Annotated in this window: 27 protein-coding genes and 1 pseudogene; 8 read left to right on the forward strand and 20 right to left on the reverse strand. The window is 60.4% G+C overall.

Features of this window, described 5'->3' with window-relative positions; all coding sequences use genetic code 11:
- Positions 1-93 precede the first annotated feature (93 nt).
- Entirely contained in the window at positions 94-1092 is a 999-nt protein-coding gene (locus tag AC1D1M_RS11620) for a sulfate ABC transporter substrate-binding protein (RefSeq protein WP_477775742.1), read from the forward strand.
- Between the two features lie 60 nt (positions 1093-1152).
- On the opposite strand, the gene AC1D1M_RS11625 is transcribed toward AC1D1M_RS11620, so the two are convergent.
- Both AC1D1M_RS11625 and AC1D1M_RS11630 read right to left on the reverse strand, forming a co-directional pair.
- On the reverse strand, positions 1153-1596 hold the full coding sequence (locus AC1D1M_RS11625; protein WP_477775743.1) for a hypothetical protein: 444 nt from the start codon (positions 1594-1596) through the stop codon (positions 1153-1155).
- A 106-nt stretch (positions 1597-1702) separates the two neighbouring features.
- Positions 1703-2332: a hypothetical protein gene (locus AC1D1M_RS11630; protein WP_477775744.1), complete on the reverse strand. Its 630-nt coding sequence runs from the start codon at positions 2330-2332 to the stop codon at positions 1703-1705.
- 228 nt (positions 2333-2560) lie between these two features.
- Here AC1D1M_RS11630 and AC1D1M_RS11635 point away from each other — a divergent pair, with 228 nt between their 5' ends.
- Positions 2561-3766: an MFS transporter gene (locus AC1D1M_RS11635; RefSeq protein ID WP_477775745.1), complete on the forward strand. Its 1206-nt coding sequence runs from the start codon at positions 2561-2563 to the stop codon at positions 3764-3766.
- A 125-nt stretch (positions 3767-3891) separates the two neighbouring features.
- Here AC1D1M_RS11635 and AC1D1M_RS11640 read toward each other — a convergent pair whose 3' ends face one another.
- Together AC1D1M_RS11640 and AC1D1M_RS11645 are read right to left on the reverse strand one after the other, a co-directional pair.
- Complete coding sequence (locus tag AC1D1M_RS11640) at positions 3892-4296, reverse strand: type II toxin-antitoxin system HicB family antitoxin (protein ID WP_007983297.1); 405 nt, start codon at positions 4294-4296, stop codon at positions 3892-3894.
- A complete protein-coding gene (locus AC1D1M_RS11645) occupies positions 4296-4508 on the reverse strand; it encodes a type II toxin-antitoxin system HicA family toxin (RefSeq protein WP_223447966.1) in 213 nt (70 codons plus the stop codon). Before AC1D1M_RS11645 ends, AC1D1M_RS11640 begins: the two co-directional genes overlap by 1 nt.
- A gap of 236 nt (positions 4509-4744) precedes the next feature.
- On the opposite strand from AC1D1M_RS11645, the gene AC1D1M_RS11650 reads away from it, so the two are divergent.
- The 4 genes from AC1D1M_RS11650 to AC1D1M_RS11665 all read left to right on the forward strand — a co-directional run bounded on the left by AC1D1M_RS11650 (position 4745) and on the right by AC1D1M_RS11665 (position 7595).
- Entirely contained in the window at positions 4745-5401 is a 657-nt protein-coding gene (locus AC1D1M_RS11650; RefSeq protein ID WP_477775746.1) for a peroxiredoxin-like family protein, read from the forward strand.
- 183 nt (positions 5402-5584) lie between these two features.
- Positions 5585-6472, forward strand: a complete 888-nt coding sequence (locus tag AC1D1M_RS11655) for a LysR family transcriptional regulator (RefSeq protein WP_477775747.1) — start codon at positions 5585-5587, stop codon at positions 6470-6472.
- Between the two features lie 83 nt (positions 6473-6555).
- Entirely contained in the window at positions 6556-7023 is a 468-nt protein-coding gene (locus tag AC1D1M_RS11660) for a helix-turn-helix domain-containing protein (protein WP_477775748.1), read from the forward strand.
- Positions 7020-7595, forward strand: coding sequence for a VapC50 family PIN domain-containing toxin (locus AC1D1M_RS11665; protein WP_477775749.1), 576 nt, complete (start codon positions 7020-7022; stop codon positions 7593-7595). Before AC1D1M_RS11660 ends, AC1D1M_RS11665 begins: the two co-directional genes overlap by 4 nt.
- A gap of 19 nt (positions 7596-7614) precedes the next feature.
- Here the strand turns inward: AC1D1M_RS11665 and phnP are convergent, their stop codons facing one another.
- The 13 genes and pseudogenes from phnP to ccmA form a co-directional block, all read right to left on the reverse strand.
- Positions 7615-8364 carry a phosphonate metabolism protein PhnP gene (phnP, locus tag AC1D1M_RS11670; RefSeq protein WP_477775750.1) on the reverse strand — a complete coding sequence of 250 codons (750 nt, stop codon included), beginning with the start codon at positions 8362-8364 and terminating at the stop codon, positions 7615-7617.
- Positions 8355-8921, reverse strand: coding sequence for a phosphonate metabolism protein/1,5-bisphosphokinase (PRPP-forming) PhnN (gene phnN, locus AC1D1M_RS11675; RefSeq protein ID WP_477775751.1), 567 nt, complete (start codon positions 8919-8921; stop codon positions 8355-8357). Before phnN ends, phnP begins: the two co-directional genes overlap by 10 nt.
- Before the next feature lie 44 nt (positions 8922-8965).
- Positions 8966-9403, reverse strand: a pseudogene (locus AC1D1M_RS11680) (amidohydrolase family protein); the annotation flags it as partial.
- 1033 nt (positions 9404-10436) lie between these two features.
- The gene (locus AC1D1M_RS11685; RefSeq protein ID WP_477775752.1) at positions 10437-10844 is read right to left on the reverse strand and encodes a hypothetical protein; all 408 of its coding nucleotides are present in this window, start codon (positions 10842-10844) and stop codon (positions 10437-10439) included.
- Positions 10845-10859: 15 nt separating this feature from the next.
- Entirely contained in the window at positions 10860-12062 is a 1203-nt protein-coding gene (gene ccmI / locus AC1D1M_RS11690) for a c-type cytochrome biogenesis protein CcmI (RefSeq protein WP_477775753.1), read from the reverse strand.
- Positions 12055-12528 (reverse strand): cytochrome c-type biogenesis protein, encoded by a 474-nt coding sequence (locus AC1D1M_RS11695; protein WP_477775754.1) that lies wholly within the window; start codon positions 12526-12528, stop codon positions 12055-12057. Before AC1D1M_RS11695 ends, ccmI begins: the two co-directional genes overlap by 8 nt.
- Complete coding sequence (locus AC1D1M_RS11700) at positions 12525-13061, reverse strand: DsbE family thiol:disulfide interchange protein (RefSeq protein ID WP_477775755.1); 537 nt, start codon at positions 13059-13061, stop codon at positions 12525-12527. Before AC1D1M_RS11700 ends, AC1D1M_RS11695 begins: the two co-directional genes overlap by 4 nt.
- Positions 13058-15046, reverse strand: a complete 1989-nt coding sequence (locus tag AC1D1M_RS11705) for a heme lyase CcmF/NrfE family subunit (protein WP_477775756.1) — start codon at positions 15044-15046, stop codon at positions 13058-13060. The genes AC1D1M_RS11700 and AC1D1M_RS11705 overlap by 4 nt, the downstream gene beginning before the upstream one ends.
- 4 nt (positions 15047-15050) lie before the next feature.
- Complete coding sequence (gene ccmE / locus AC1D1M_RS11710) at positions 15051-15506, reverse strand: cytochrome c maturation protein CcmE (protein WP_477775757.1); 456 nt, start codon at positions 15504-15506, stop codon at positions 15051-15053.
- Positions 15503-15679, reverse strand: a complete 177-nt coding sequence (gene ccmD, locus AC1D1M_RS11715; RefSeq protein WP_007980758.1) for a heme exporter protein CcmD — start codon at positions 15677-15679, stop codon at positions 15503-15505. Before ccmD ends, ccmE begins: the two co-directional genes overlap by 4 nt.
- A complete protein-coding gene (locus tag AC1D1M_RS11720; RefSeq protein ID WP_223544314.1) occupies positions 15676-16431 on the reverse strand; it encodes a heme ABC transporter permease in 756 nt (251 codons plus the stop codon). Before AC1D1M_RS11720 ends, ccmD begins: the two co-directional genes overlap by 4 nt.
- A 91-nt stretch (positions 16432-16522) precedes the next feature.
- Positions 16523-17191 (reverse strand): heme exporter protein CcmB, encoded by a 669-nt coding sequence (ccmB, locus tag AC1D1M_RS11725; RefSeq protein WP_007980754.1) that lies wholly within the window; start codon positions 17189-17191, stop codon positions 16523-16525.
- A complete protein-coding gene (gene ccmA / locus AC1D1M_RS11730; RefSeq protein ID WP_095944048.1) occupies positions 17188-17823 on the reverse strand; it encodes a cytochrome c biogenesis heme-transporting ATPase CcmA in 636 nt (211 codons plus the stop codon). Before ccmA ends, ccmB begins: the two co-directional genes overlap by 4 nt.
- A gap of 199 nt (positions 17824-18022) precedes the next feature.
- On the opposite strand from ccmA, the gene fliK reads away from it, so the two are divergent.
- The gene (fliK, locus tag AC1D1M_RS11735; RefSeq protein ID WP_477775758.1) at positions 18023-19597 is read left to right on the forward strand and encodes a flagellar hook-length control protein FliK; all 1575 of its coding nucleotides are present in this window, start codon (positions 18023-18025) and stop codon (positions 19595-19597) included.
- Positions 19594-19923: an EscU/YscU/HrcU family type III secretion system export apparatus switch protein gene (locus tag AC1D1M_RS11740; RefSeq protein WP_477775759.1), complete on the forward strand. Its 330-nt coding sequence runs from the start codon at positions 19594-19596 to the stop codon at positions 19921-19923. The genes fliK and AC1D1M_RS11740 overlap by 4 nt, the downstream gene beginning before the upstream one ends.
- 155 nt (positions 19924-20078) lie before the next feature.
- Here AC1D1M_RS11740 and AC1D1M_RS11745 read toward each other — a convergent pair whose 3' ends face one another.
- The 3 genes from AC1D1M_RS11745 to AC1D1M_RS11755 form a co-directional block, all read right to left on the reverse strand.
- Entirely contained in the window at positions 20079-20576 is a 498-nt protein-coding gene (locus AC1D1M_RS11745) for a hypothetical protein (protein ID WP_477775760.1), read from the reverse strand.
- A 365-nt stretch (positions 20577-20941) separates the two neighbouring features.
- On the reverse strand, positions 20942-21334 hold the full coding sequence (locus AC1D1M_RS11750; protein ID WP_477775761.1) for a DUF2802 domain-containing protein: 393 nt from the start codon (positions 21332-21334) through the stop codon (positions 20942-20944).
- The gene (locus tag AC1D1M_RS11755) at positions 21335-21820 is read right to left on the reverse strand and encodes a chemotaxis protein CheW (protein ID WP_007980742.1); all 486 of its coding nucleotides are present in this window, start codon (positions 21818-21820) and stop codon (positions 21335-21337) included.
- Positions 21821-21834 lie beyond the last annotated feature (14 nt).

Consider the following 21834-nt stretch of genomic DNA (forward strand, 5'->3'; position numbering starts at 1 on the left):
AACGAGCCCGGCTATAGTCGACACATCGTTGATAACTAATAAATAACCCGTAGGAGCAGCCTACGGCAGCTCCTACATCAAAAGGAATTCGCAGTGAAAAAACTCTTTGGCGCCTCACTTCTCGCCGCTGGCCTGGCCCTGGGCAACATCGCCCAGGCTGCACCGACCCTGCTCAACGTTTCCTACGACGTGATGCGAGATTTCTACAAGGACTACAACACTGCGTTCCAGAAACACTGGCAAGCCGAGCACAACGAAAACATCATCCTGCAGATGTCCTTCGGCGGTTCCAGCAAACAGGCGCGTTCGGTCATCGACGGCCTGCCGGCCGATGTCATCACCATGAACATGGCCACCGACATCAACGCCCTGGCGGACAACGGCAAACTGGTCCCGGACAACTGGGTCACGCGCCTGCCGAACAACAGCGCGCCGTTCACCTCGGCCACCGTGTTCATCGTGCGCAAGGGCAACCCGAAAGCCCTGAAAGACTGGCCGGACCTGCTCAAGGATGGCGTTCAGGTCATCGTCCCGAACCCGAAAACTTCGGGGAACGGCCGCTACACCTATCTCTCGGCCTGGGGCTACGTGCTGAAAAACGGCGGTGACGAGAACAAAGCGAAGGAATTCGTCGGCAAGCTGTTCAAGCAAGCGCCGGTACTCGACACCGGTGGCCGTGCCGCTACCACCACCTTCATGACCAACCAGATCGGCGACGTGCTGGTGACCTTCGAGAACGAAGCGGAAATGATCGCCCGCGAGTTCGGCCGTGATCAGTTCGAAGTCATCTACCCAAGCGTTTCCGCCGAAGCAGAGCCACCGGTGTCGGTGGTCGACAAAACCGTCGACAAGAAAGGCACCCGCGCAGCGGCCGAGGAATACCTGAAGTACTTGTGGTCGCCGCAAGGCCAGGAGATTGCGGCGGCGAACTACCTGCGGCCGCGTGACCCGGCCGTGCTGGCCAAGTACACCGACCGTTTCCCGAAAGTGGACTTCCTGTCGGTCGAGAAGACCTTCGGCGACTGGCGCACCGTGCAGAAGACCCACTTCATTGATGGCGGGGTTTTCGACCAGATCTACAGCGGTCAGTGATGACTGCGCGTTAACGAAAAAGGCGACCAGCACAGGTCGCCTTTTTTGTGGCTTCCACTTTCAGCTCAGGTTGCCGCAGAAAATATTCTGGTGACCATCGGCCGGGCTTTCACGCACCACCAAGGCATAGCCGCCGGCTCGAAGGGTTTCGATGGCGACCGGTGCGCTCTTCCAGAAATACTGGTGCGACGCCGCAGAATAGAACCGCGCATTGGGTCCGTCGTTCATGTCATAGGCCGGTTTCGCACCCAGGTTCGCGCAACTGCCCGGGTAGATGTAAGCCATCAGACGGCCCGGTAACGCACTGCCCACAGGCTCGCCACTGACCGCAATCCAGAACACGGTGTCATGCCCGTTGGGCATCATGATCGGCCGGCCGATATTCCCGGGATTGACCGAGGTGCCGTTCAGGGGAACGTTGGTGACTTGCCTGTCAGGCACTGTCGAACAAGCACAGAGCCCACCGACTGCTACGACTAACGCCAGCGAAGATACGATTTTCATCGTGATACTCCCGCTTGTAAGGACACATTGAAGTGATCCCCCCTGTAGATTCTAGCTGCCGGGGCTCTGCGGGCTTTTCTTCGGATGGCCGGTTGCCATGTGTCGGCTACATCGGCGGCGTCACGCCATCCTTGCCCGCCGAGATGGATTGGGCGGTGAGCGTGCCGTCAGCGCCCTGCGTGACAAAGGTCACGATCTTCACGCCCACCTTCAACAGGCTGCGATCGGCCGGCACCAGGTTGACGATGGGTACGTCCTCCGGCACCAAAATCTTCTGTTGGCCGCCCTTGTAGTTGACGGTCAGCACCCGACCATTGCTCACCACCAGGTCGCCGACGCTGCCGTTGGTCATGCTGCTGCCCTTGACCAGATCGAAGGGCCGATGACCGTCGCCACTGCCGGCCAGCTCCGGCGGGAAAACGTGGACCTCCAGGGCCTTGAGGGAGCCATCCTCCTGAGGAATAGCCGCAGAGCCAATGTAGCTGCCGGGCTTGATGTCTTCGATGTTGGCCAGGGTCACGGCGCGGACCCTGGTGTCTTTGGTCAGATTGATCACCACGTTGTCGCCGCTGTTGGCATGGACTTTCAGAATGTCCGGGCTGACGCCGGTGATCTCGCCGCGCACCCCGATGCGCGTGCCCGGTGCGTCCTCGGCCTGAACCAGGCCAGCGCTGAATACGCCGATCAAGGTAACGACTGAACCCCAGCGAATCAGCTGACGAAACTTCACATTCATGGAGCGGCCCTCCGGTGACGGGACGTGGAGTGAGAACATAAGCACGCTATCGAACAAGATGTAAGTGAATGTATCATTCACCCTCGATGTTCTGACGCAAGGTACTTCGACACACGCGTCCGTCAGTCATTCCGCAATGGAATGATTGCTATCACTCCAATCCCACTTCCGCCGTTTCCGGCAGCCCATTAGCCTGCGCGCATTCCTTTCCGTACAGCGAGACCCGTTATGAAACCAGCGACCCAGGTGTCCCACGGCACCGCGACAATGACCCGAGGCATGGTGCTGCTGTTCGCCTTCTGCTGCGGTGCCATTGTCGCCAACATCTACTACGCCCAGCCGATCATCGGCCTGATCGCTCCGGACATCGGCCTGACCAATACCATGGCCAGCCTGATCGTCTCCCTGACCCAGATCGGCTATGCGCTGGGGCTGTTTTTCCTGGTGCCGTTGGGGGATTTGCTGGAGAACCGTCGGCTGATGATCATCACCACCCTGGTGGCGATTGTCAGCCTGCTGGGCGCGGCGTTCACCGATCAGCCGAACGTGTTTTTGCTGATTTCGCTGTTGGTGGGGTTCAGTTCGGTTTCGGTGCAGATCCTGATTCCATTGGCCGCGCACCTGGCGCCGGAAGAAACCCGTGGCCGTGTGGTGGGCGGGATCATGGGCGGTTTGTTGCTCGGCATTCTGTTGGCCCGGCCGGTGTCCAGTGTGGTGGCCGATCACTTCGGCTGGCGGGCGATGTTTATGATTGCCGCGGTGTTGATGGCGGCCATCAGCATCGTGCTGGCCGTGACCATTCCCAAGCGTGAACCTGATCACAGTGCTTCCTATGGCCAATTGCTGGGCTCGCTGTGGACGCTGTTGCGCAAACAACCAGTCCTGCGCCAGCGGGCGTTTTACCAGGGTTGCATGTTTGCCACCTTCAGCCTGTTCTGGACCGCCGTGCCGCTGGAACTGGCGCGCAATCACGGTTTGTCGCAAAGCGAGATCGCGATCTTCGCCTTGGTGGGCGCCATCGGCGCCATTGCCGCCCCCATCGCCGGACGCCTGGCCGATGCCGGTCACACGCGCATCGCGTCGTTGCTGGCCCTGCTGTTCGCCAGCCTGAGTTTTCTGCCGGCGTTTATCCATCCGGCCTGGAGCGTCATCGGCCTGGCCGTGACCGGCGTGGTGCTCGACTTCTGCGTGCAGATGAACATGGTCCTCGGCCAGCGTGCGGTCTACGCCCTCGACGGCAAAAGCCGCAGCCGCCTGAATGCGCTGTACATGACCAGCATCTTCATCGGCGGCGCCTTCGGCTCTTCGGTGGCCAGCGCGGTGTACGAGCACGGTGGCTGGTTGTGGATCGTGATGGTTGGCAGCGCGTTTCCGCTGCTGGCGTTGTTGCGGTTCTTGAGTGTTTCGCAGAAGGGTTCGTTGGCGACGGCATAAATCGCTAAAAGCTTCGTCGGATCGCCGCCCGGAGCAAGCCCGCTCCCACAGGTATCTTGCAACCCCTGTGGGAGCGGCGGTGCGGCGATCCGACTTGCCCGCGAAGGAGATCCAGCTGAGACAACTTATTGCCGAACCAGCTTCTCCATCGCTGCATCCGCCAGAAAGGAGGAGCGGCTTTTGACATTGTGCTCACGCACATAGCGGTCGATGCGCTGGATCACATAGCCAGGCAGCGTGACATTGACCTTCTCGGTCTTGCCCATGTACGGCGAGATGTCCAGTTCCAGCATGCCCCAGCCCATGTCGGCGAATTCCGGATTCCCGCGGTGCAATGCCGCCGAAGTCGGCATCGGAATCGTATCGCCGTCTGCCGCCATCTCTTGCAGCATGATGTGGGCAATTTCGACGGCGGCGTTGTAAGCCTCTTCAAAGGTATCCCCGGCGGTCACCGCGCCTGGAATATCGGGGATCTGGATACCGATGGCGGTGTTCTCGTCGCCCCATTCGATACAGATTGGATATTGCATTATGGATCTCCTGCGTAACTGGCTGGCGGGCAGTAAAGCCCGGCCCGCCGCCTGATGCTCTTGACCGTCCCGATCGGTAAATCCTTTTTGGGATGAGGGACGGGAATGGTGTACGGGTTGTAAGGGTGCGTGAAGATGTGATGACTGCCAGTGACCCGGTCCAGGGTCCAACCCGCTTCCACCAACTCCTTGATCAATAGCCTGCTCTGCACCACCAGCCTCCTTGCTTGGCAAAAACAAAAATAACCCTAGAGTTATCTTTACTCAAGCACAAAAAACCGAAGTGCGACGTCCGGTTGTTTTACAGAGTGTGATGAAAGCCCCTGATGAAAGCCCCGCCATTCCCCCCAAGCATGAATCCTATGCCACCCACCTGCGTTCCGCCCGCGCCTGCCCAAGGTCAACATTGATCCCAGCCAAACCGGCTTCATCCATGAGGATTACGATTATGTCCCTGCAAGCAAAACTCGATGCCTTCAAAGCCGACTTCAAGGCCGGCAAACCACCGTACAACGCACCAGCCGATATCCACCCGGTCATGGAGCGGGCCACGGCCGAACTGATCGCCTCGGGCGCGGCGAACAAAGCGCTGAAGGTTGGCGACAAGGCGCCGCTGTTCACCTTGAAAGACCCCGACGGGCATCCGGTATCGTCGGCTGATCTGCTGGCCAAAGGTCCTTTGGTGCTGACGTTCTACCGTGGCGTCTGGTGCCCGTACTGCAATCTGGAGCTGCAAGCCTTACAGGCTTTCCTGCCGACGTTGCAGGAGAATGGCGCCAGCCTGGTGGCCATCTCGCCGCAGATTGCCGCCAACAGCCGCAAGTCGATGCGCACCAACGGCCTGCAATTCCCGATCCTCAGCGACCGCCATAACGATGCGGCCGACGCCTTCGGGCTGCGCTTCGCGTTGCCCGACTACCTGATCGAGCTGTATAAAAACCTGCGCAATGACCTGCCGACGTTCAACGATGATCCGTCCTGGACCTTGCCGATGCCGGCGCGCTATGTGATCGGCCAAGATGGCGTGATCCGTTACGCCGAGGTCAACCCCGATTACACTCAGCGCCCGGAGCCTGAAGCGATGCTGGATGCGATACGCGGCTGACCCGTTCAGTTCAAGTACCGCTGCCGCCAAATATCCCTTGTGGGAGCGAGCTTGCTCCGGGCGGCGTTCCGACGATAGCGGGCTGTCAGCCACATCAATGGTGAAGGTACTGCCGTCATCGCGAGCAAGCTCGCTCCCACAGGGGACTTCCGATAACTTCCGGATTTTGCACAAGGACCTTCAATGGACCGCCTCGCCGCAATGGAAACCTTCGTCTACGTGGTGGAAACCGGCTCGTTTTCCGCTGCCGCCCGGCGCCTGAACATCGGTCAGCCGGCCGTGTCGAAAACCATCGCGCAACTCGAATCGCGGTTGGCGGTGCGGCTGTTGCTGCGTTCGACCCGGGGCCTGACGCCCACCGAGGCCGGGCTGGCCTTTTTCGAACGGGCCAAGTGTGCCATCGAAGAAGCCGACGAAGCCGATAACGCCGCACGGGGTTCCGCCAGCGGGCTGAGTGGCAACCTGCGCATCTGCGCGGCTGTCACCTTCGGCCGGCTGCACATCGTTCCGCACCTGGGACCCTTCCTGGAGCAAAACCCGGAGCTGAACATCGACCTGATGCTCGATGATCGCAACGTCAATCTGGTGGAAGAAGGCGTCGACATCGCCCTGCGCATGGGCGTGCTGAGCGACTCGGGCCTGACCGCCCGCAAGATCGCCGAATGCCGGCGCATAGTGCTGGGCACGCCGGCGTACCTCGCAAAACACGGCGAACCCACCTGCCCCGCCGACCTGTGCAAGCATCAGGCAATCGTCTACACCCTCGGCGGCGGCACCAACTGGCAGTTCAACAAGGCCGGCGAGGAGCAATCGGTGATCATTAGCGGCCGGATCCGTGTCAACGCCGCCGAAGGCTTGCGTGAAGCCGTGCTGGCCCACCAAGGCCTGACCATGGCATCGCAATGGATGTTCGCGCCGGAACTGGCTGACGGTTCAGTCCGGGAAGTGATGAAGGACTGGACATTGCCGAACCTGGATCTGTGGGCCGTATTCCCCACTGGAAGAATGGCCAGCGCCAAGGCTCGGGCGTTTGTGGAGTATGTACAGGGGTTGTTGACAAAAGCGGTCTGAAAACCGTCCGTTTCGTTTATTGCGATTTTCGATTAATTCGAATAGCCTGCCGACATCGATCATTCAGAATATTGGAAACCGTCATGTCGATCGTCATTCATCCGCCAATCAATTTGCCCGCGAAACACGAAATACAGGCCGCAATCGAGGGGCAACGCACCCTGGCTGCCTATCTCGCCACCCAGTTCGAAACTCAGCACATCCAGATATTCGATGAGCAGAACGAAGCGCATAACATCGAACTGCCCACCTCGGCGCTCCGTTTGCTAGTCGAAATTCTGGCTGAGCTCGCAGCCGGTAACGCTGTGAAAGTAGTCCCGGTCCACGCTGAACTGACTACGCAAGAAGCGGCAGACCTGCTCAATGTCTCACGTCCACACCTGATCAAACTGCTCGAATCCGGCGAACTGTCCTACCACAAAACCGGCAAGCACCGACGTGTGCGCTTTGCCGATTTGATGGACTATAAAAACCGGCGCGACACCGCCAGCGAGCAGGCAATGATGCTTCTCGCCGAGCAGGCACAGGCGTTAAGGACAGGATACGAGTGAGGCACACTTCATTTACCGCTGTATATGACGCTTGTGTTCTTTACCCCGCGCCCTTGAGAGATTTTCTGATGTGGCTCGCGCTCTCCGGGCTTTTCAGGGCGAAATGGTCAGTGGCAATACATGATGAATGGAAACGCAATCTGCTAAGAAACCGCCCGGATCTCAACGCCGCGCAATTGAATCGCACCTGCGAGTTAATGGATCTGGCGATTCCCGACGCCTGCGTGTCGGGGTACGAAGCTTTGATACAAGGACTGACGCTGCCCGATGCGGATGACCGACATGTCCTGGCGGCTGCCATTCGTTGCAACGCCAGCGTCATTGTCACCTTCAACCAGAAAGACTTCCCCAGCACCGCGCTGCAACCTTATGGCATCGAGGCCCAGCACCCCGACGAGTTCGTCGATAACCTTTTCGACCTGGACCCGGCAGCGGTGGTCGCCGCGGCACAACGACAGCGCAAGCAACTGAAGGCCCCACCGATGAACACTGACACTTATCTCGATCTCTTGTTACGTCAAGGCCTGGTTCAGTCGGTCAAGGCATTGAACAGTTTCCGGGCAATGCTTTGAAAATCACCACGCCTGATCGCTACAACACACACCCATCAAACCCGACCCTGACATTCACCGGCAATTCACCCCGATGCTTCATCAACCAGGCATCCAGGCTATGCCCGACATGGGTCAATACCGCCGACTTCGGCTGCAACTCATCAATGCACTGCAAGGCCAGGTTCAGGTCATTGTGATTGCGCGGGGCCTGGGGTTGTGGCGGCATGGAGCAATCCTGCACCAGCACATCGAGTGGCTCACGCCGCAGCCAACTCAACATGTCTGGCGGCAGGCCTACGGTGTCGGTCAGGTAGGCGATTCGCCGCCCTTCTCCTTCCAGCAGATAACCGAGGGTCGGTTTCGAGTGTTGCAGCGGCAGCGCAGTGACGCTGAGCGCAGCGAACTGCCGGTTTTCGAAGCTATCGAACGGCTGGCTGAAATCGAGAATGCCAGGGTGCTTGTAGAGGTCGGCCAAGCCTTCCGGGTCCTCGGGACCGTGGACCGGAATCACCAGGCCCTGGCCCCAGCGCATATGCAACAGGCCCTGGGCGTGATCGGCGTGATAGTGAGTCTGGAAAATGCCGTTGAAACTGCGCGGCGGGAAACGTTCGCACAGGTCAGGCAAGCCGCTGTCGATCAACCAGCGCTGATCACCGCACTCGATCAGCGCACTGCACGGTCGACGCTGCAAGCGCTGATCGTGGCGGGCCGCATCGCAAGCAACACATTCGCAGCCGTAGACCGGTACTTGCCGGGCATCACCGGTGCCCAGCAACGTCAGGCGCATGGGGCTTGCTCGTCGATGCAGGCCAGCAAACGTTCGACCGTAAACTCCAGCGGCCCGGAGTTGTCGAGCAGGTGCACGGCCGAGTCTTGCGCCAGCAGCTGCTCGTTGAATCGGGCATTGCGCGCCAGGCGCTGATCGATCTCGACCAGCGACTCGCGCCCGCGCTCCAGCAATCGTTGACGCAACACCACCTGGTCCACAGTCAGCAACAGCACCAATACATCCGGATAGAGCAGGCGGGTGTTCTGCAAATGCCCTCGTGAGCCGTTGACCAGCACGTCCTGTCCGGCGGCCAGCCAATCGTCGATTTCCCGCGGGATGCCATAGGACAACCCATTGGCGTGCCAGCTCAGGGCAAACGCGCCCTGGGCTTCCATGTCGGCGAATTGCTGCGCACTGACACCCAGTGCCGCTTCACCCACCGCTTCGGCCGAGCGGGTAATGACCCGCCGCACGATACGGCAGCCACGTTCGGCCAACCGCGTTCGCGCGGCATCCAGCAGGCTGTCCTTGCCCGAACCTGAAGGCCCGATGAGATAGATCAACCTGCCCGCCATCAAAACACCCTCTTCGCTTGTCGCCATACTTGCTGGATCACCGACAAACCCTCTGCGGCCAGATCTGCGGCGGCCACGTTACCCGAGTGCGATCCGCCGCGCACGATGTTCGGTGTGCCCATCAACACATTCATGCCGTGCGCGCGGCCTCAACGGTGGTCGGGAACTCGGCGATGGTCATGCCGTAGCGCGCCGACTCCTCAATGTGGGTAACGGTCGCTGTACGTGCGCGAGTTGGCCATTTGCAGCGTGATGAATTCGTCCATCTGCGTGGCGGTCAGGTGGTACTTACCCATGTAGTCCTTACGGTACTTGGATTCGAGGACGAACTGGCGCTGGCCCGGCGAATGGTCCATCACCGACGCCCGTTGCACCAGCGGGTTTTCCACCAGATCGCGGAACAAGCTGAGGGTGTCCGGGTGGCACAGCTCGCAGCGCAAATGCAAACGGTGTTCAGCGCGGGTCAGCCCGGCGTCGGAGGCTGTGGATGGCTACGTGTTGGGCGATGCGTTTTGTACTGGTGTACATATCGGTTACTTCGGTAACGGAGTTTTTGTATCGGTGTACATATCCGTTGCTGCGGTAACGGCCACTTATGGTTTCGCTCTTACAGCGAGTTACTTTGAAAAGCGCAAAGTAACCAAACGCTCTTGCCCCTGACATTCGGTGCCTCGCCGTGGCTCGGCATCCCCTCGCTCCGGTCCTGCTCCGTGGGCCCGCCGCCATCGGCCATCCATGGCCGGCGGCGGCTAACCCGGCATCCATGCCGGGTTGCCCACTGCGCAGAACCTCCACTCGGCCTCACGAGGGGGCGTGTACCGCAACAGCGTCCGAGGCGGCCTACCGGCCGGCCTGTTTGTTGGGTTCGTTCGCCTGTGATGCTCTTCGTCGGCTGGTAGGCCGCCATCGCGAGCAAGCTCGCTCCCACAGGGATTGGGGACATCCGCAAAAGCAAGATCGGCTGGCAGGCCGCCTTCGCGAGCAGGTCGGATCGCCGCACCGCCGCGCCCACAGAAAAGCAAAAGAAAAAGCGGCGTACACCCACGCTTCTCACCACTCAACAGGCCGAGCGTTAGCTCGCCTGCAGCTCTTGATCTTGATCCACCCGCCCCCTCGGGAGGCTGAGTGGAGGTGTTCATCCGGGGACTGGCGCGCAGCGCCGTTCGACGCAGTCGAACTCATTGCATGTAGGTCGTCGCGAAGCAGACCGGAGGGCAATGCCCCCGGATGGATACCGGAGCGAAGGAACCCCGAGCCTTAGCGAGGGGCCGTACGTTCGGGGCGAGCGTTTTTTTGCTTACTTTTTTTAGGCGCTTGTAAAAAAAGTGAGTCGCCGTAAGGGCGAAACCATAAGTCGCCATTACCGCAGCAACGGATATGTACTCAGCCAATAAAACCCCGGTCGGCTGTCAGGCCGCCATCGCGGGCAAGCCCGCTCCCACAGGGTTCAGCAGTGGCCCGGAAATCACATTTCTGCAGGCACAAAAAAGGCGACCCGAAGGTCGCCTTTTTGCGTTACTGCCCGAATTGCCTCCCCAGCCCCCCCGGCACACCGTGAATGTCAGTCTCCTCCCACGGCCCCTTCGGACTGATCGACCGGCTCCAGCCATTATCCCAACGGTAATAGGTACGCTGGCGATAAAAGGTATTGGGCTGATCATCGAGCACATAGACCCCAAGCTTCGGATCCCAATGACTATTACCCCCCGGAGGCGGCGCAAAGCTGGCCGATGTGCGGGGCAACGGTTTGGCAGGTTTCGCCGGAATACTCGGTTTACCTGGTGTGGGCGAAGTCGATGGCGTGGGACTGGGCTGCGACGGCGGGAACGGTGGTGGTGCCTGATGTTCCGTTGGCTGCTGGACCGCACAAGCGCTTAACCCCATAACGACGCTGAGCAGGGTGATACGAGCGAATGCGGTCATGATTGCGTTTTCCTGTTATTTGTCCGGGCTGTCGATGGTCAGTGTTTGCGGCGCGGTGGTGCTGCTGGCCAGGGGCTGGCTGCGACCGATCCATTCGCCGGCGGTGGGTTTGCCGGCACGGGAAATGCGCGCAACCAGTTGGACTTCAGGGAAGTTCGACAGTTTCAATTGCGGCATCATCGCGTCGGCATCGCCCAGTTCGACGGTCACCGGCAGGTCGGCCACGGTCATGCGCTTGACCGCCAGCGGGGCCGGAGGACCGGAGATCGCTCGGGCGAAAATGAACACGCTGTCGCCAGGCTGGACCTTGGTCTTGAGATCCGCTGCCAGATCGACGCTGACCTTGAGTAGCGCCGCGGCCTTGGCCGCCGGTGCTTGCGCAACCTTGCCGCCACTGGCCACCAGCTTCTCCGTGGCCCGGGTGATCCCGCCTTGTAACGCCTCGCGGGATCTGTCTTCCGGCGGCAGTTGCGCCAGCAGGCGATTCCAATAGTCGATAGCCTCCTGATAGCGCTCGCCTTCAAACGCGGCAATGCCGAGCAGGCCGAGGCTGGTGACTTCTTTCGGATCGGCCTTGAGCGCTTCGTCGGTCAGGGCCTGGACCTTGTCCGACCACTTTTTGCCATCGGCGAAGTACTGGGCCTGGGCCCATTGGCCAAGCAGCTCCGGCTGACGACCAGCCAGGTTCACCGTGCGCTCGAACATCTTCGCCGCGTCCACCGGGCGATCCTGAGCCATGTAGGTGCGACCGAGGAAGTACATGCCTTCGGCTGAATCCGGTTGTGCGGCAACCGCGCGCTCCAGGCGTTTGGTCATCTCTTCCATCGACTGCGGCGCTTGGGCGAATTCGCGGGTCAGTTCGACCTTGTCGCTGGCACCGAAATGCAGATACAGGCCCAAGCCCAGCACCGGCACCAGAATGGCCGCCAGCAATGGCAAGGGTTTGCCCAGTCGCGACACCTGCGGCGCTTCGCCACCCTCGGTGTCCGCCAGCAACTCACGGGCAGCTTCGGCGCGACCGGCGTCCATTTGCGCCGCATCGAGCACGCCCTCTTCCTGCTGAGTCTGCAACTCAGCCACGCGTTCCTGATAAAGCGCGACGTTCAGGGCGGTACGATCCTCTTCACGCTGGGCGCGACGGCTGCGCAGCACCGGGATCAACAGAAAACTCAGGGCCACCAGAAGCAGCAGACCTGCAGCGAGCCAGAAATCAATCATTCTTGGTTTTATCCAACAGGTGGTCGAGGCGCGAGCGCTCCTCGGCAGAAAGCGAGCCCGGGGTGCCGGCGCGTTGCACGCGACGACGGCGGACGATCACTGCGATGATCACCACACCGCCCAGCAGCAGGCCGGCGGGGCCGAACCAGAGCAAGGCGGTCTTGGCGTTCAGCGCAGGCTTGTAGCGGACAAAATCACCGTAGCGGTCGACCATGAAGTCGATGATCTGCTGGTTGTCCTTGCCCTCGCCGAGCATGCGAAAAATCTCTTTGCGCAGGTCGGCGGCAATCGGTGCGTTGGAATCGGCGATGTCCTGATTCTGGCACTTGGGGCAACGCAGCTCCTTGGTCAGTTCGCGGAAACGCTCGCGATCTTCTTCCTTGGCGAACTCGTAGGTGTCGATGGCCGCGTGGGCTACGCCCGCCAGGCTCAAGCCCAGGACAACGGCAGCGATCCAGCGCTTCATGGCTTGGCCTCGTCAACCAGAGCCTGGTACTTGGCCGCCAGTTTTTCGCGCCAGACCTGCTCGTCGATCACCCCGACGAATTTGTCACGGATGATGCCCCTGGCGTCGATGAAGAAGGTTTCCGGCGCGCCGTACACGCCGAGGTTCAGGCCCAGCGAGCCTTCGTCGTCACGGATATCCAGCACATACGGATTGTGGAAGTCCGTCAGCCACTTCAAGGCATCGGCGTTGGTGTCCTTGTAGTTGATGCCGTAGATCACCACGCCCTGCTGGGCCAGCTTGTTCAACACCGGGTGCTCGACCCGGCAGGAGATGCACCAGGTGCCCCAGACGTTGACCAGCGCCGGTTTGCCGAGAATGTCAGCCTTGGTCAGGGTCTTGTCGCCCTGCACCGCCGGCAGGGAAAACTCCGGGAATGGCTTGTTGATCATGGCCGAAGGCAGCTCGGCCGGATCCAGGTACAGCCCACGGTAAAGGAATACAGCGACCACCAGAAAAATCGCCAGTGGCAACAACATCAACCAACGCTTCATGCAGTGGCTCCCGACATGCCCAGTGCTTCGCGCACGCGGCTTTTGACCTTGACCCGATAACGCCGATCCAGCGCCGCCAGTAACCCGCCGAAGCCGGTCAACAAGCCGCCGAACCAGATCCAGCGCACGAACGGTTTGACGTGCACGCGCACAGCCCAGGCGCCGTTACCCAACGGTTCGCCGAGGGCAACGTAGATATCGCGGGTGAATCCGGCGTCGATACCGGCTTCGGTCATCACCGAGTTCTGCACGGTGTACAGGCGTTTTTCCGGGTGCAGCACGCTGACTTCCTTACCGTCACGGATCACCCGCACGGTGCCCTTGTCGGACGTGAAGTTCGGGCCTTCGAAGTGTTTGGCGCCTTCGAAGATGAAGTGGTAACCGGCCAGGTCCATGGATTCGCCCGGTGCCAGGCGCAGGTCACGCTCGGCACTGTTCTGGCTCGACAGCACGACACCCAGCGCACACACGGCGATGCCCAGGTGCGCGACCTGCATGCCCCAGTAGCTGCGGGTCAGGGTTGGCAGGCCTTTGATCAAGCCTTTGTGGCGGGTCTTGTCGAAGATGTCACGCACACCGGCCAGCAACACCCAGGCGGCGAGCATGAAGGTCGCGAGCACTGCCCAGTTGAAATCGCCGTACGCGACGCCGGCCACCACGGCCATGGCGGCACTGCCCAGCAAAATCGGAGTCAGCATGCTCACCAGCCATTTCACCGGGGTGTCTTTCCAGCGCACGATCACGCCGACCGCCATCACCATCATCAGCAACGCCATCAACGGAATGAACAGCGCGTTGAAGTACGGCGGGCCGACCGACAGCTTGGCGCCGGTCATGGCGTCCAGAATCAGCGGGTACAAGGTACCGAGCAGGATCATCGACGCGGCCACCACCAGCACCAGGTTGTTGCCCAGCAACAACGTTTCCCGGGACCAGAGGTTGAAGCCCACCTGGCTCTTGACCACCGGTGCGCGCAGGGCGAACAGCGTCAGCGAACCACCAACCACGAACAGCAGGAAAATCAGGATGAACACCCCGCGCTCCGGATCGGACGCAAAGGCGTGCACCGAGGTCAGCACGCCGGAACGCACGAGGAAGGTGCCCAGCAGGCTCAAGGAGAATGCGGCGATGGCCAGCAATACGGTCCAGCTCTTGAACACGCCACGTTTTTCCGTGACCGCCAACGAGTGAATCAGTGCAGTGCCCACCAGCCATGGCATGAACGAGGCGTTTTCCACCGGGTCCCAGAACCACCAGCCGCCCCAGCCGAGTTCGTAGTAAGCCCACCACGAACCGAGGGTGATACCGATACCGAGGAAGGCCCAGGCCACGATGGTCCACGGACGCGACCAGCGCGCCCACGCAGCATCCAGGCGACCGCCCATCAGCGCCGCGATCGCGAAGGCGAAGGCCACCGAGAAACCGACGTAGCCCATGTACAGCATCGGCGGGTGAACGATCAGGCCGATGTCTTGCAGCAAGGGGTTGAGGTCGGCACCGTCGCTGGGCACTTGCGGCAGGATGCGCTTGAACGGGTTAGAGGTCATGATCAGGAACAGCAGGAAACCGGTACTGATCATGCCCATCACTGCCAGCACGCGGGCCAGCATGACCTGCGGCAACTGCCGGGAGAATACCGACACCGCGAAGGTCCAGCCGCCGAGGATCAAGGCCCACAACAGCAGGGAACCTTCGTGGGCACCCCACACGGCGCTGAACTTGTAGTACCACGGCAAGGCGCTGTTGGAGTTGTTGGCCACGTAGGCCACGGAGAAATCATCGACCATGAAGGCGTAGGTCAGGCAACCGAAGGCGAACACCAGAAAGGTGAATTGCCCCCAGGCGGCCGGCTGGGCCAGGCTCATCCACAGGCGGTCACCGCGCCAGGCACCGAACAGCGGCACCACGGCCTGGGCCAGGGCGAAGCACAGGGCGAGGATCATCGCCAAATGACCCAACTCGGGAATAAAGATGCCGGACGTCATGGAATCAACCCTCCTTCGCGGGCGTTGGAGCCGATTGACCGCTGTCTTTCAACGCCTTGGTCACTTCCGGCGGCATGTACTTCTCGTCGTGCTTGGCCAGCACTTCATCGGCCACCACCACGCCATCGGCATTGAGTTTGCCCAGGGCGACGATGCCCTGCCCTTCACGGAACAGGTCCGGAAGGATGCCGCGATAGGTGATGGTCACGGATTTATTAAAGTCGGTGACGACGAACTTCACGTCCAGGGAATCACTGGAACGCTCCAGCGAGCCCTTCTCGACCATGCCGCCAGCGCGAATGCGCGTGCCTTGTGGGGCTTCGCCGTTGGCGATTTGGGTCGGTGTGTAAAACAGGTTGATGTTCTGCTGCAGGGCGCTCAGGGCCAGGCCGACGGCAGCACCGACCCCGACCAGGATCGCGAAAATGATGATAAGACGCTTTTTGCGCAGCGGATTCACTTGCCGTTCTCCCGGCGCAAACGACGCGCCTCTTGTTGCAGATACCGCTTGCGGGCCAGGATCGGCGCCGCCACGTTGAGGGCCAATACCGCCAGGCAGATGCCATAGGCTGACCAGACATACAGGCCATGATGACCCATGGCGATGAAGTCGCCGAATGAAGCAAAACTCATCGAGCGACCTCCAGGCTGTTTTCCACTTCGACTTTGACCCAACTGGCCCGGGCTTCACGCTTGAGCACTTCAAGACGCATGCGCAGCAACAGCACCGCGCCGAAGAAACAGTAGAAACCCAACGCCGTCAGCAGCAGTGGCAGCCACATTTCGGCGGGCATCGCCGGTTTTTCGGTGAGGGTGAAGGTCGCGCCCTGGTGCAGGGTGTTCCACCACTCCACCGAGTATTTGATGATCGGGATGTTGATCACGCCGACGATCGCCAGCACCGCGCAGGCCTTGGCCGCGCTGTCACGATTGCTGATCGCGTTGCCCAATGCAATGAGACCGAAGTACAGGAACAGCAGAATCAACATGGACGTTAGGCGTGCATCCCAGACCCACCACGAGCCCCAGGTCGGCTTGCCCCAGATCGCCCCGGTGACCAGCGCCACCGCGGTCATCCACGCGCCGATAGGCGCCGCGCATTGCAGGGCGACATCGGCCAGTTTCATCTTCCACACGAGGCCGACGATGCCGCACACGGCCAGCATCACGTAGATGGACTGCGCCAGCATGGCGGCCGGGACGTGGATATAGATGATGCGAAAGCTGTTGCCCTGCTGATAGTCCGGCGGCGCGAAGGCCAGGCCCCAGACCACGCCAACGCTGATCAGCAGCAACGCCGCGACGCTCAGCCAGGGCAGCATTTTGCCGCTGATGCCGTAAAACCATTTGGGCGAGCCGAGCTTGTGAAACCACGTCCAGTTCATACTGTTTCCATCACGGTTGCTCTTTACTGTGAAGAGCCAGGGTCTGCTTTTCTTTCAAAAAGAGTGGTTAATTTTTAACCAGACCTCATTATTATTCGCCGACGCTGATCTTCAGGCCAGCAGCTATTGCAAAAGGTGTCAGGGTTATCGCCAGGGCGGTCAGGCTACCAAGCCACAACAGATAACCGGTCGCCGGCATCCCCTGCAAGGCGGCCTGCAAGGCGCCACTGCCAAGGATCAACACCGGGATGTACAACGGCAGAATCAGCAGTGCCAGCAACAGGCCACCGCGCTTCAAACCGACCGTCAGCGCCGCGCCCACCGCACCGAGCAGGCTCAGTACCGGTGTACCGAGCAGCAACGAAAGCAGCAACACTGGCAGACAGGCGGCAGGCAAACCGAGCATCAGCGCCAGCAAGGGCGCGAGCAAAACCAGTGCCAGGCCGGAAAAAGCCCAGTGTGCCAGCACCTTGGCCAAAACCAGAAGAGCCAGGGGGTGCGGCGAAAGGACCCACTGTTCGAGGGATCCGTCTTCGAAATCACTGCGGAAAAGCCCGTCCAGCGAGAGCAGGACCGATAAAAGCGCTGCCACCCAGACCAGCCCCGGAGACAAGGTTTGCAACAATTGAGACTCAGGACCGACCGCCAACGGGAACAGGGACACGACGATCGCGAAGAACACCAGCGGATTGGCCAGTTCCGCCGGACGGCGAAACAGCAGACGAGCCTCACGGGCGACCAGCAGGCCGAAAACACTCATACGGCCCAGCTCCCCAGATCGATGTCGCGATAACCGGCCGGCATCCGGCTCAGCGTGTGGTGAGTGGTCAACACCACCATGCCGCCGCGTTCGCAGTGGCCAGCCAGGTGTTCCTCGAGTTGTGCCACGCCCTGCTTGTCGAGTGCGGTAAAGGGTTCATCGAGGATCCACAGCGGCGGACTGTCCAGATACAGGCGCGCCAAGGCGACGCGACGCTGCTGACCAGCGGACAACGTATGACAGGGAACATCCTCGAAACCACGCAGCCCGACCGCGGCCAGCGCCTGCCAGATCGCCTCATGGGTCGCCGGATGATGCAAGGCACACAGCCAGCTCAGGTTCTCTTCCGGCGTCAGCAAATCCTTGATCCCGGCCGCGTGGCCGATCCACAGCAGGTTGCGCGCCAGCTCACCGCGTTGCTCGTTCAGTGGCTGGCCGTTGAGCAGCACCTGACCGGCGGTCGGCTGCATCAGCCCCGAGAGCAGACGCAACAGGCTGGTCTTGCCGCTGCCGTTGGGGCCACTGATTTGCATCATTTCGCCACTGGCCAGTCTCAAATCGAGATTTTCGAAGAGCAGCCGAAGGTCTCGCTCACAGGCAAGGGCAACGGTTTGCAGGACAGGACTGGTCAAGGGTTCACGGGCCTTATTCGGTTCAAGTCGGCACTGGCGCGGCCGTTAAAGAGATGCAGCATAGATGCAATGACGTCTTGTTCTAGAGAGCTGCGTCAAACAATTGCAAAGTTTTCGCCATTTTTGGATACAACGGCGCGGCATTATACATGCCAGGCCTTACTCTAAAGAGTGCATTTTCCTCAGGTTGTGACCGCGTATGACAGGCGAAATGAACATCCTCCCGCTACCGCAAACCCTCCTGGCGACTTCGCGTGCGCAGGTGGTCAGCGGTGAGTTGCTCAAGTTGCTGACGCCAGTGGAGGGGCTGATCAGCGTCGGTCAAACCGTCCAGGCCGAAGTGTTGTCGCTCAAGCAGGCGGATCAGACTTTCCAGATGCTGCTCAAGGTCACCCTCGACAGCGGCCGCCAGACCACGGTCCAGACCACCAGTAATCAACCGCTGGCCCAGGGCACCACGCTGCTCGTCAGCCAACCCTCGGCCGGCAATCTGGCCGTGACGGTGCAACAGGCGATTGCATCCAGCGTCGCCACCCTCACCCGCCTCGACACCGCACAACTGCCCGTTGGTACCCTGCTGCAGGGCAAAGTACTGACCTCGCAAGTACTGCCCCAGGTGCCTGGCCAGCCCATGGTGTTTCGCTCGATGGTGGGCCTGCTCAATACCGCACTGAGCGGCAGCACCCTGAGCATCGACAGTCCGCAGCCCTTGCGCATCGGCACCTTGTTGAGCGCGCAGGTGCAGGACGCCCAGACCGTGAAATTCGTGCCACTGAGCAGCCGTCAGGAACAACTGGCGGTGACCCGGCAACTGGTCGACCAGCAAAGCCGTCAGGGATCGCTGGATGGCTTGCTCAAACTCCTGCAAAACCTTGCGCCCTCGGACCAGACATCCGTTGAATTGCGCAGCACCGCTACCCGGTTGCTCGCCGGCCTGCCGGACGTTCAACAGTTGAGCACCCCCAAGGGCCTGGCCCAGGCCTTGGCCAGCAGCGGTGTGTTTCTCGAAAGCAAACTGCTGACCGGGCAAAACCCGACGCTCGCGCCGGACATGAAGGGCGACCTGCTCAAACTGGTTGCGCAATTGAGTCAGGGCTTGCCGGCCAACACCAGCCTCGGCGCGATCATCGCCGCCAACACCCTGGTCCAGGCCATGCCGAACTTTGTCCGCAATGCCCTGGGCATGCTCGGTCAGGTCAGCGCCAAACCGTCGCCGAGCGGTTTCCCGCTGCCCGAGCGCCTGCAGCAAAGCGCAGACGGTGAAAACGACCTCGAACACCTGCTTCGCCTGGCCGCCGCCGCGGTTTCGCGCCTGCAAAGCCATCAACTGTCGAGTCTGGAACAAACCGGCGTAACCGCCGACGGGCGGCTGATGAGCACCTGGCAGCTGGAAATCCCGATGCGCAATCTGCAAGACATCGTGCCATTGCAGCTCAAGTTCCAGCGTGAGGATGCGCCCGAAAAAGAACAGCCAAAGGAACGTCGCGAAGAACGCGAACCCAAACAACAGCTGTGGCGTGTGGAGCTGGCCTTCGCCATGGAGCCTTTGGGGCCGCTGCAAATTCAGGCGCAACTGATCAAGGGCAGCCTCTCCAGCCAGCTCTGGGCCGAACGGCCTTACACCGCCAGCCTGATCGAAAGCAATCTGGCCGGGCTGCGTGAGCGCTTACTGTCCGCCGGCCTGAACGTCGGCGACCTGGACTGCCACCTCGGCACACCGCCCCAAGGCCCGCAAACCCGCCTCGAACAACGCTGGGTCGACGAAACCGCATGAAAAACCCCAACGCCCCACGCCAGGCCATCGCCCTCAAATACGACGGCACCCACGCCCCCACCCTCACCGCCAAGGGCGACGAAGCGCTGGCGGAAGAAATCCTGCGGATTGCCCGCGACTGCGAAGTGCCGATCTACGAAAACGCCGAACTGGTGAGACTGCTGGCGCGGATGGAACTGGGAGACAGCATTCCGCAGGAGCTCTATCTGACGATTGCCGAGATCATTGCGTTTGCGTGGAGTTTGAAGGGGAAGTTTCCGGCGGGGCAGGATCCGGATGGGCTGATGGTGGAGAAGGATGTGACCGAGCGCGGGGTAGACTACTGAGTTTTTAAGGCCGCCATCGCGAGCAAGCTCGCTCCCACATTTGATCTTCAGCGAACACGTATTTTGTGTACGAGATACAACTACTGTGGGAGCGAGCTTGCTCGCGATAGCAATCTCAAGGAACTGTAAAACTCAGTTCTTGCGCAACTTGCTCATCAACTCCGGGGCGTCACGTGTTCAAACTTGAAAAAACGCAATAGCTTGAAACTGCGACAGACAATCAAACCATTGATGAACCCTGCTCCCAGCGCCGCCCCTGCAACTGCCGACATTTCATTGGCCAGTTCCGGATACATGGCCGCCTGGTAACCTTCGTAATAACGCCAGGCAAAAAAGCCCCAATACACAATCAGTACCTTGATCGTGCCGGGTAGAACCAGATGTTGCCCCTCGCACTGCACATTGTTGTACGAGAAAAAACGCAGTGCCAGCAACCACCCGGCCAGTAATCCCAGCGTATAGGCAGAAAGCTGGATTGCAATTTCCTGGGAGGGATTGAGCGATGCGAGGGACAAAGCCACGAATATCACGGGGGATATCTGCAATGACCTCTTCGATACATGGCTCCTGAAACAGGCGATGACACCGTAGTAACTCAGAATAAAAAACACCGCATAAACCCACAGCGGTGTACCACGCAGAATGTCGATCATAAGCCTTCCTGGCACTGTGTACGTTTGAGCAGATCAAACTACTGATCGCTGGTTGCAATCACAAGACGGTGGAATCTGAGAGCGCTATAGGCAGGAGACTACGGCAGCGTAATCCCGGTCTGAGGATAGAGAGGAATGCGTCGGATCGCGGGGAAGATTGCTGCGCATTCGAGGACGCCATCGCGAGCAAGCTCGCTCCCACAGGTGATCTGCGGTGAACACATGTTCTGTGTCCGACATAGAACCATTGTAGGAGCGAGCCTGCTCGCGATGGAGGTATGAGCGCCGCGTTTCTTCAGGAGGCCCGCGTCATCGTTGACGTCCATCGCGAGCAATCGAGCGTCGACCGGCTGCTCCTACAGCTGTCAGTTCTTGTGCAGCTTGCTCATCAACTCCGCCTCAGCCTGGGTCAAGCCGCAGGACTGGGTCAGTTCGTTGACGCTGGCGCCCATCCCGACCAGCCGCGCCGCTTGGGCGAACGACAGGCTTGAGGGGTCGCGTTGTTCCAGCTGGGCGAGTTTGTCCGGCAACGGCGCAACGATCGCCCGCAGTTCATACAGGTCTTCGCCCATGCGCACGTTGCCGTTCTGGTAGTCGTCGACGCGCTTGGCCAGGTCCTTGATGCGCTGATCACGCAGCGCATCACCCTTGGCCTGTTGTGCGGCGATCTGCTTTTGACCGCGAATGTACGCCAGGAACATCGCCAGCGTGCCTGCCCAAAACAGGAACAGGACAATGACCGCAACCTCGAGAATCAATCAGATACTCTCCAGTTCCGACCATTCTTCTTCGCTCATCATCTTGTCGAGCTCGACCAGGATGAGCAATTCGTTGTTCTTGTTGCACACGCCTTGAATGAACTTGGCGGACTCTTCGTTACCCACGTTCGGCGCGGTTTCGATTTCCGACTGACGCAGGTAAACCACTTCGGCCACGCTGTCGACCATGATCCCGACCACTTGCTTGTCGGCTTCGATGATGACGATACGGGTGTTGTCGCTGATTTCGGCATTCATCAGGCCGAAGCGCTGGCGAGTGTCGATCACGGTGACGACGTTGCCGCGCAGGTTGATGATGCCCAGCACATAGCTCGGGGCACCCGGGACCGGGGCGATTTCGGTGTAACGCAGGACTTCCTGAACGCGCATCACGTTGATGCCGTAGGTCTCGTTATCCAGCTTGAAGGTGACCCATTGCAGGATCGGATCTTCGGAACCCTTTGCCGCCGTTGCCTTGTCATTCATACCCTGCCCCCTCA

The sequence above is a fragment of the Pseudomonas sp. P1_F7 genome, from assembly GCF_056405655.1.

What these genes read in the sequence shown, in the direction of transcription:
- AC1D1M_RS11625 (WP_477775743.1), bottom strand. Translation starts at nt 1,596, where the DNA reads ATGAAAATCGTATCTTCGCTGGCGTTAGTCGTAGCAGTCGGTGGGCTC.
- AC1D1M_RS11630 (WP_477775744.1), bottom strand. Translation starts at nt 2,332, where the DNA reads ATGAATGTGAAGTTTCGTCAGCTGATTCGCTGGGGTTCAGTCGTTACC.
- AC1D1M_RS11635 (WP_477775745.1), top strand. Translation starts at nt 2,561, where the DNA reads ATGAAACCAGCGACCCAGGTGTCCCACGGCACCGCGACAATGACCCGA.
- AC1D1M_RS11640 (WP_007983297.1), bottom strand. Translation starts at nt 4,296, where the DNA reads ATGCAATATCCAATCTGTATCGAATGGGGCGACGAGAACACCGCCATC.
- AC1D1M_RS11650 (WP_477775746.1), top strand. Translation starts at nt 4,745, where the DNA reads ATGTCCCTGCAAGCAAAACTCGATGCCTTCAAAGCCGACTTCAAGGCC.
- AC1D1M_RS11655 (WP_477775747.1), top strand. Translation starts at nt 5,585, where the DNA reads ATGGACCGCCTCGCCGCAATGGAAACCTTCGTCTACGTGGTGGAAACC.
- AC1D1M_RS11660 (WP_477775748.1), top strand. Translation starts at nt 6,556, where the DNA reads ATGTCGATCGTCATTCATCCGCCAATCAATTTGCCCGCGAAACACGAA.
- phnP (WP_477775750.1), bottom strand. Translation starts at nt 8,364, where the DNA reads ATGCGCCTGACGTTGCTGGGCACCGGTGATGCCCGGCAAGTACCGGTC.
- phnN (WP_477775751.1), bottom strand. Translation starts at nt 8,921, where the DNA reads ATGGCGGGCAGGTTGATCTATCTCATCGGGCCTTCAGGTTCGGGCAAG.
- AC1D1M_RS11685 (WP_477775752.1), bottom strand. Translation starts at nt 10,844, where the DNA reads ATGACCGCATTCGCTCGTATCACCCTGCTCAGCGTCGTTATGGGGTTA.
- ccmI (WP_477775753.1), bottom strand. Translation starts at nt 12,062, where the DNA reads ATGATTGATTTCTGGCTCGCTGCAGGTCTGCTGCTTCTGGTGGCCCTG.
- AC1D1M_RS11695 (WP_477775754.1), bottom strand. Translation starts at nt 12,528, where the DNA reads ATGAAGCGCTGGATCGCTGCCGTTGTCCTGGGCTTGAGCCTGGCGGGC.
- AC1D1M_RS11700 (WP_477775755.1), bottom strand. Translation starts at nt 13,061, where the DNA reads ATGAAGCGTTGGTTGATGTTGTTGCCACTGGCGATTTTTCTGGTGGTC.
- AC1D1M_RS11705 (WP_477775756.1), bottom strand. Translation starts at nt 15,046, where the DNA reads ATGACGTCCGGCATCTTTATTCCCGAGTTGGGTCATTTGGCGATGATC.
- ccmD (WP_007980758.1), bottom strand. Translation starts at nt 15,679, where the DNA reads ATGAGTTTTGCTTCATTCGGCGACTTCATCGCCATGGGTCATCATGGC.
- AC1D1M_RS11720 (WP_223544314.1), bottom strand. Translation starts at nt 16,431, where the DNA reads ATGAACTGGACGTGGTTTCACAAGCTCGGCTCGCCCAAATGGTTTTAC.
- ccmB (WP_007980754.1), bottom strand. Translation starts at nt 17,191, where the DNA reads ATGAGTGTTTTCGGCCTGCTGGTCGCCCGTGAGGCTCGTCTGCTGTTT.
- fliK (WP_477775758.1), top strand. Translation starts at nt 18,023, where the DNA reads ATGACAGGCGAAATGAACATCCTCCCGCTACCGCAAACCCTCCTGGCG.
- AC1D1M_RS11740 (WP_477775759.1), top strand. Translation starts at nt 19,594, where the DNA reads ATGAAAAACCCCAACGCCCCACGCCAGGCCATCGCCCTCAAATACGAC.
- AC1D1M_RS11745 (WP_477775760.1), bottom strand. Translation starts at nt 20,576, where the DNA reads ATGATCGACATTCTGCGTGGTACACCGCTGTGGGTTTATGCGGTGTTT.
- AC1D1M_RS11755 (WP_007980742.1), bottom strand. Translation starts at nt 21,820, where the DNA reads ATGAATGACAAGGCAACGGCGGCAAAGGGTTCCGAAGATCCGATCCTG.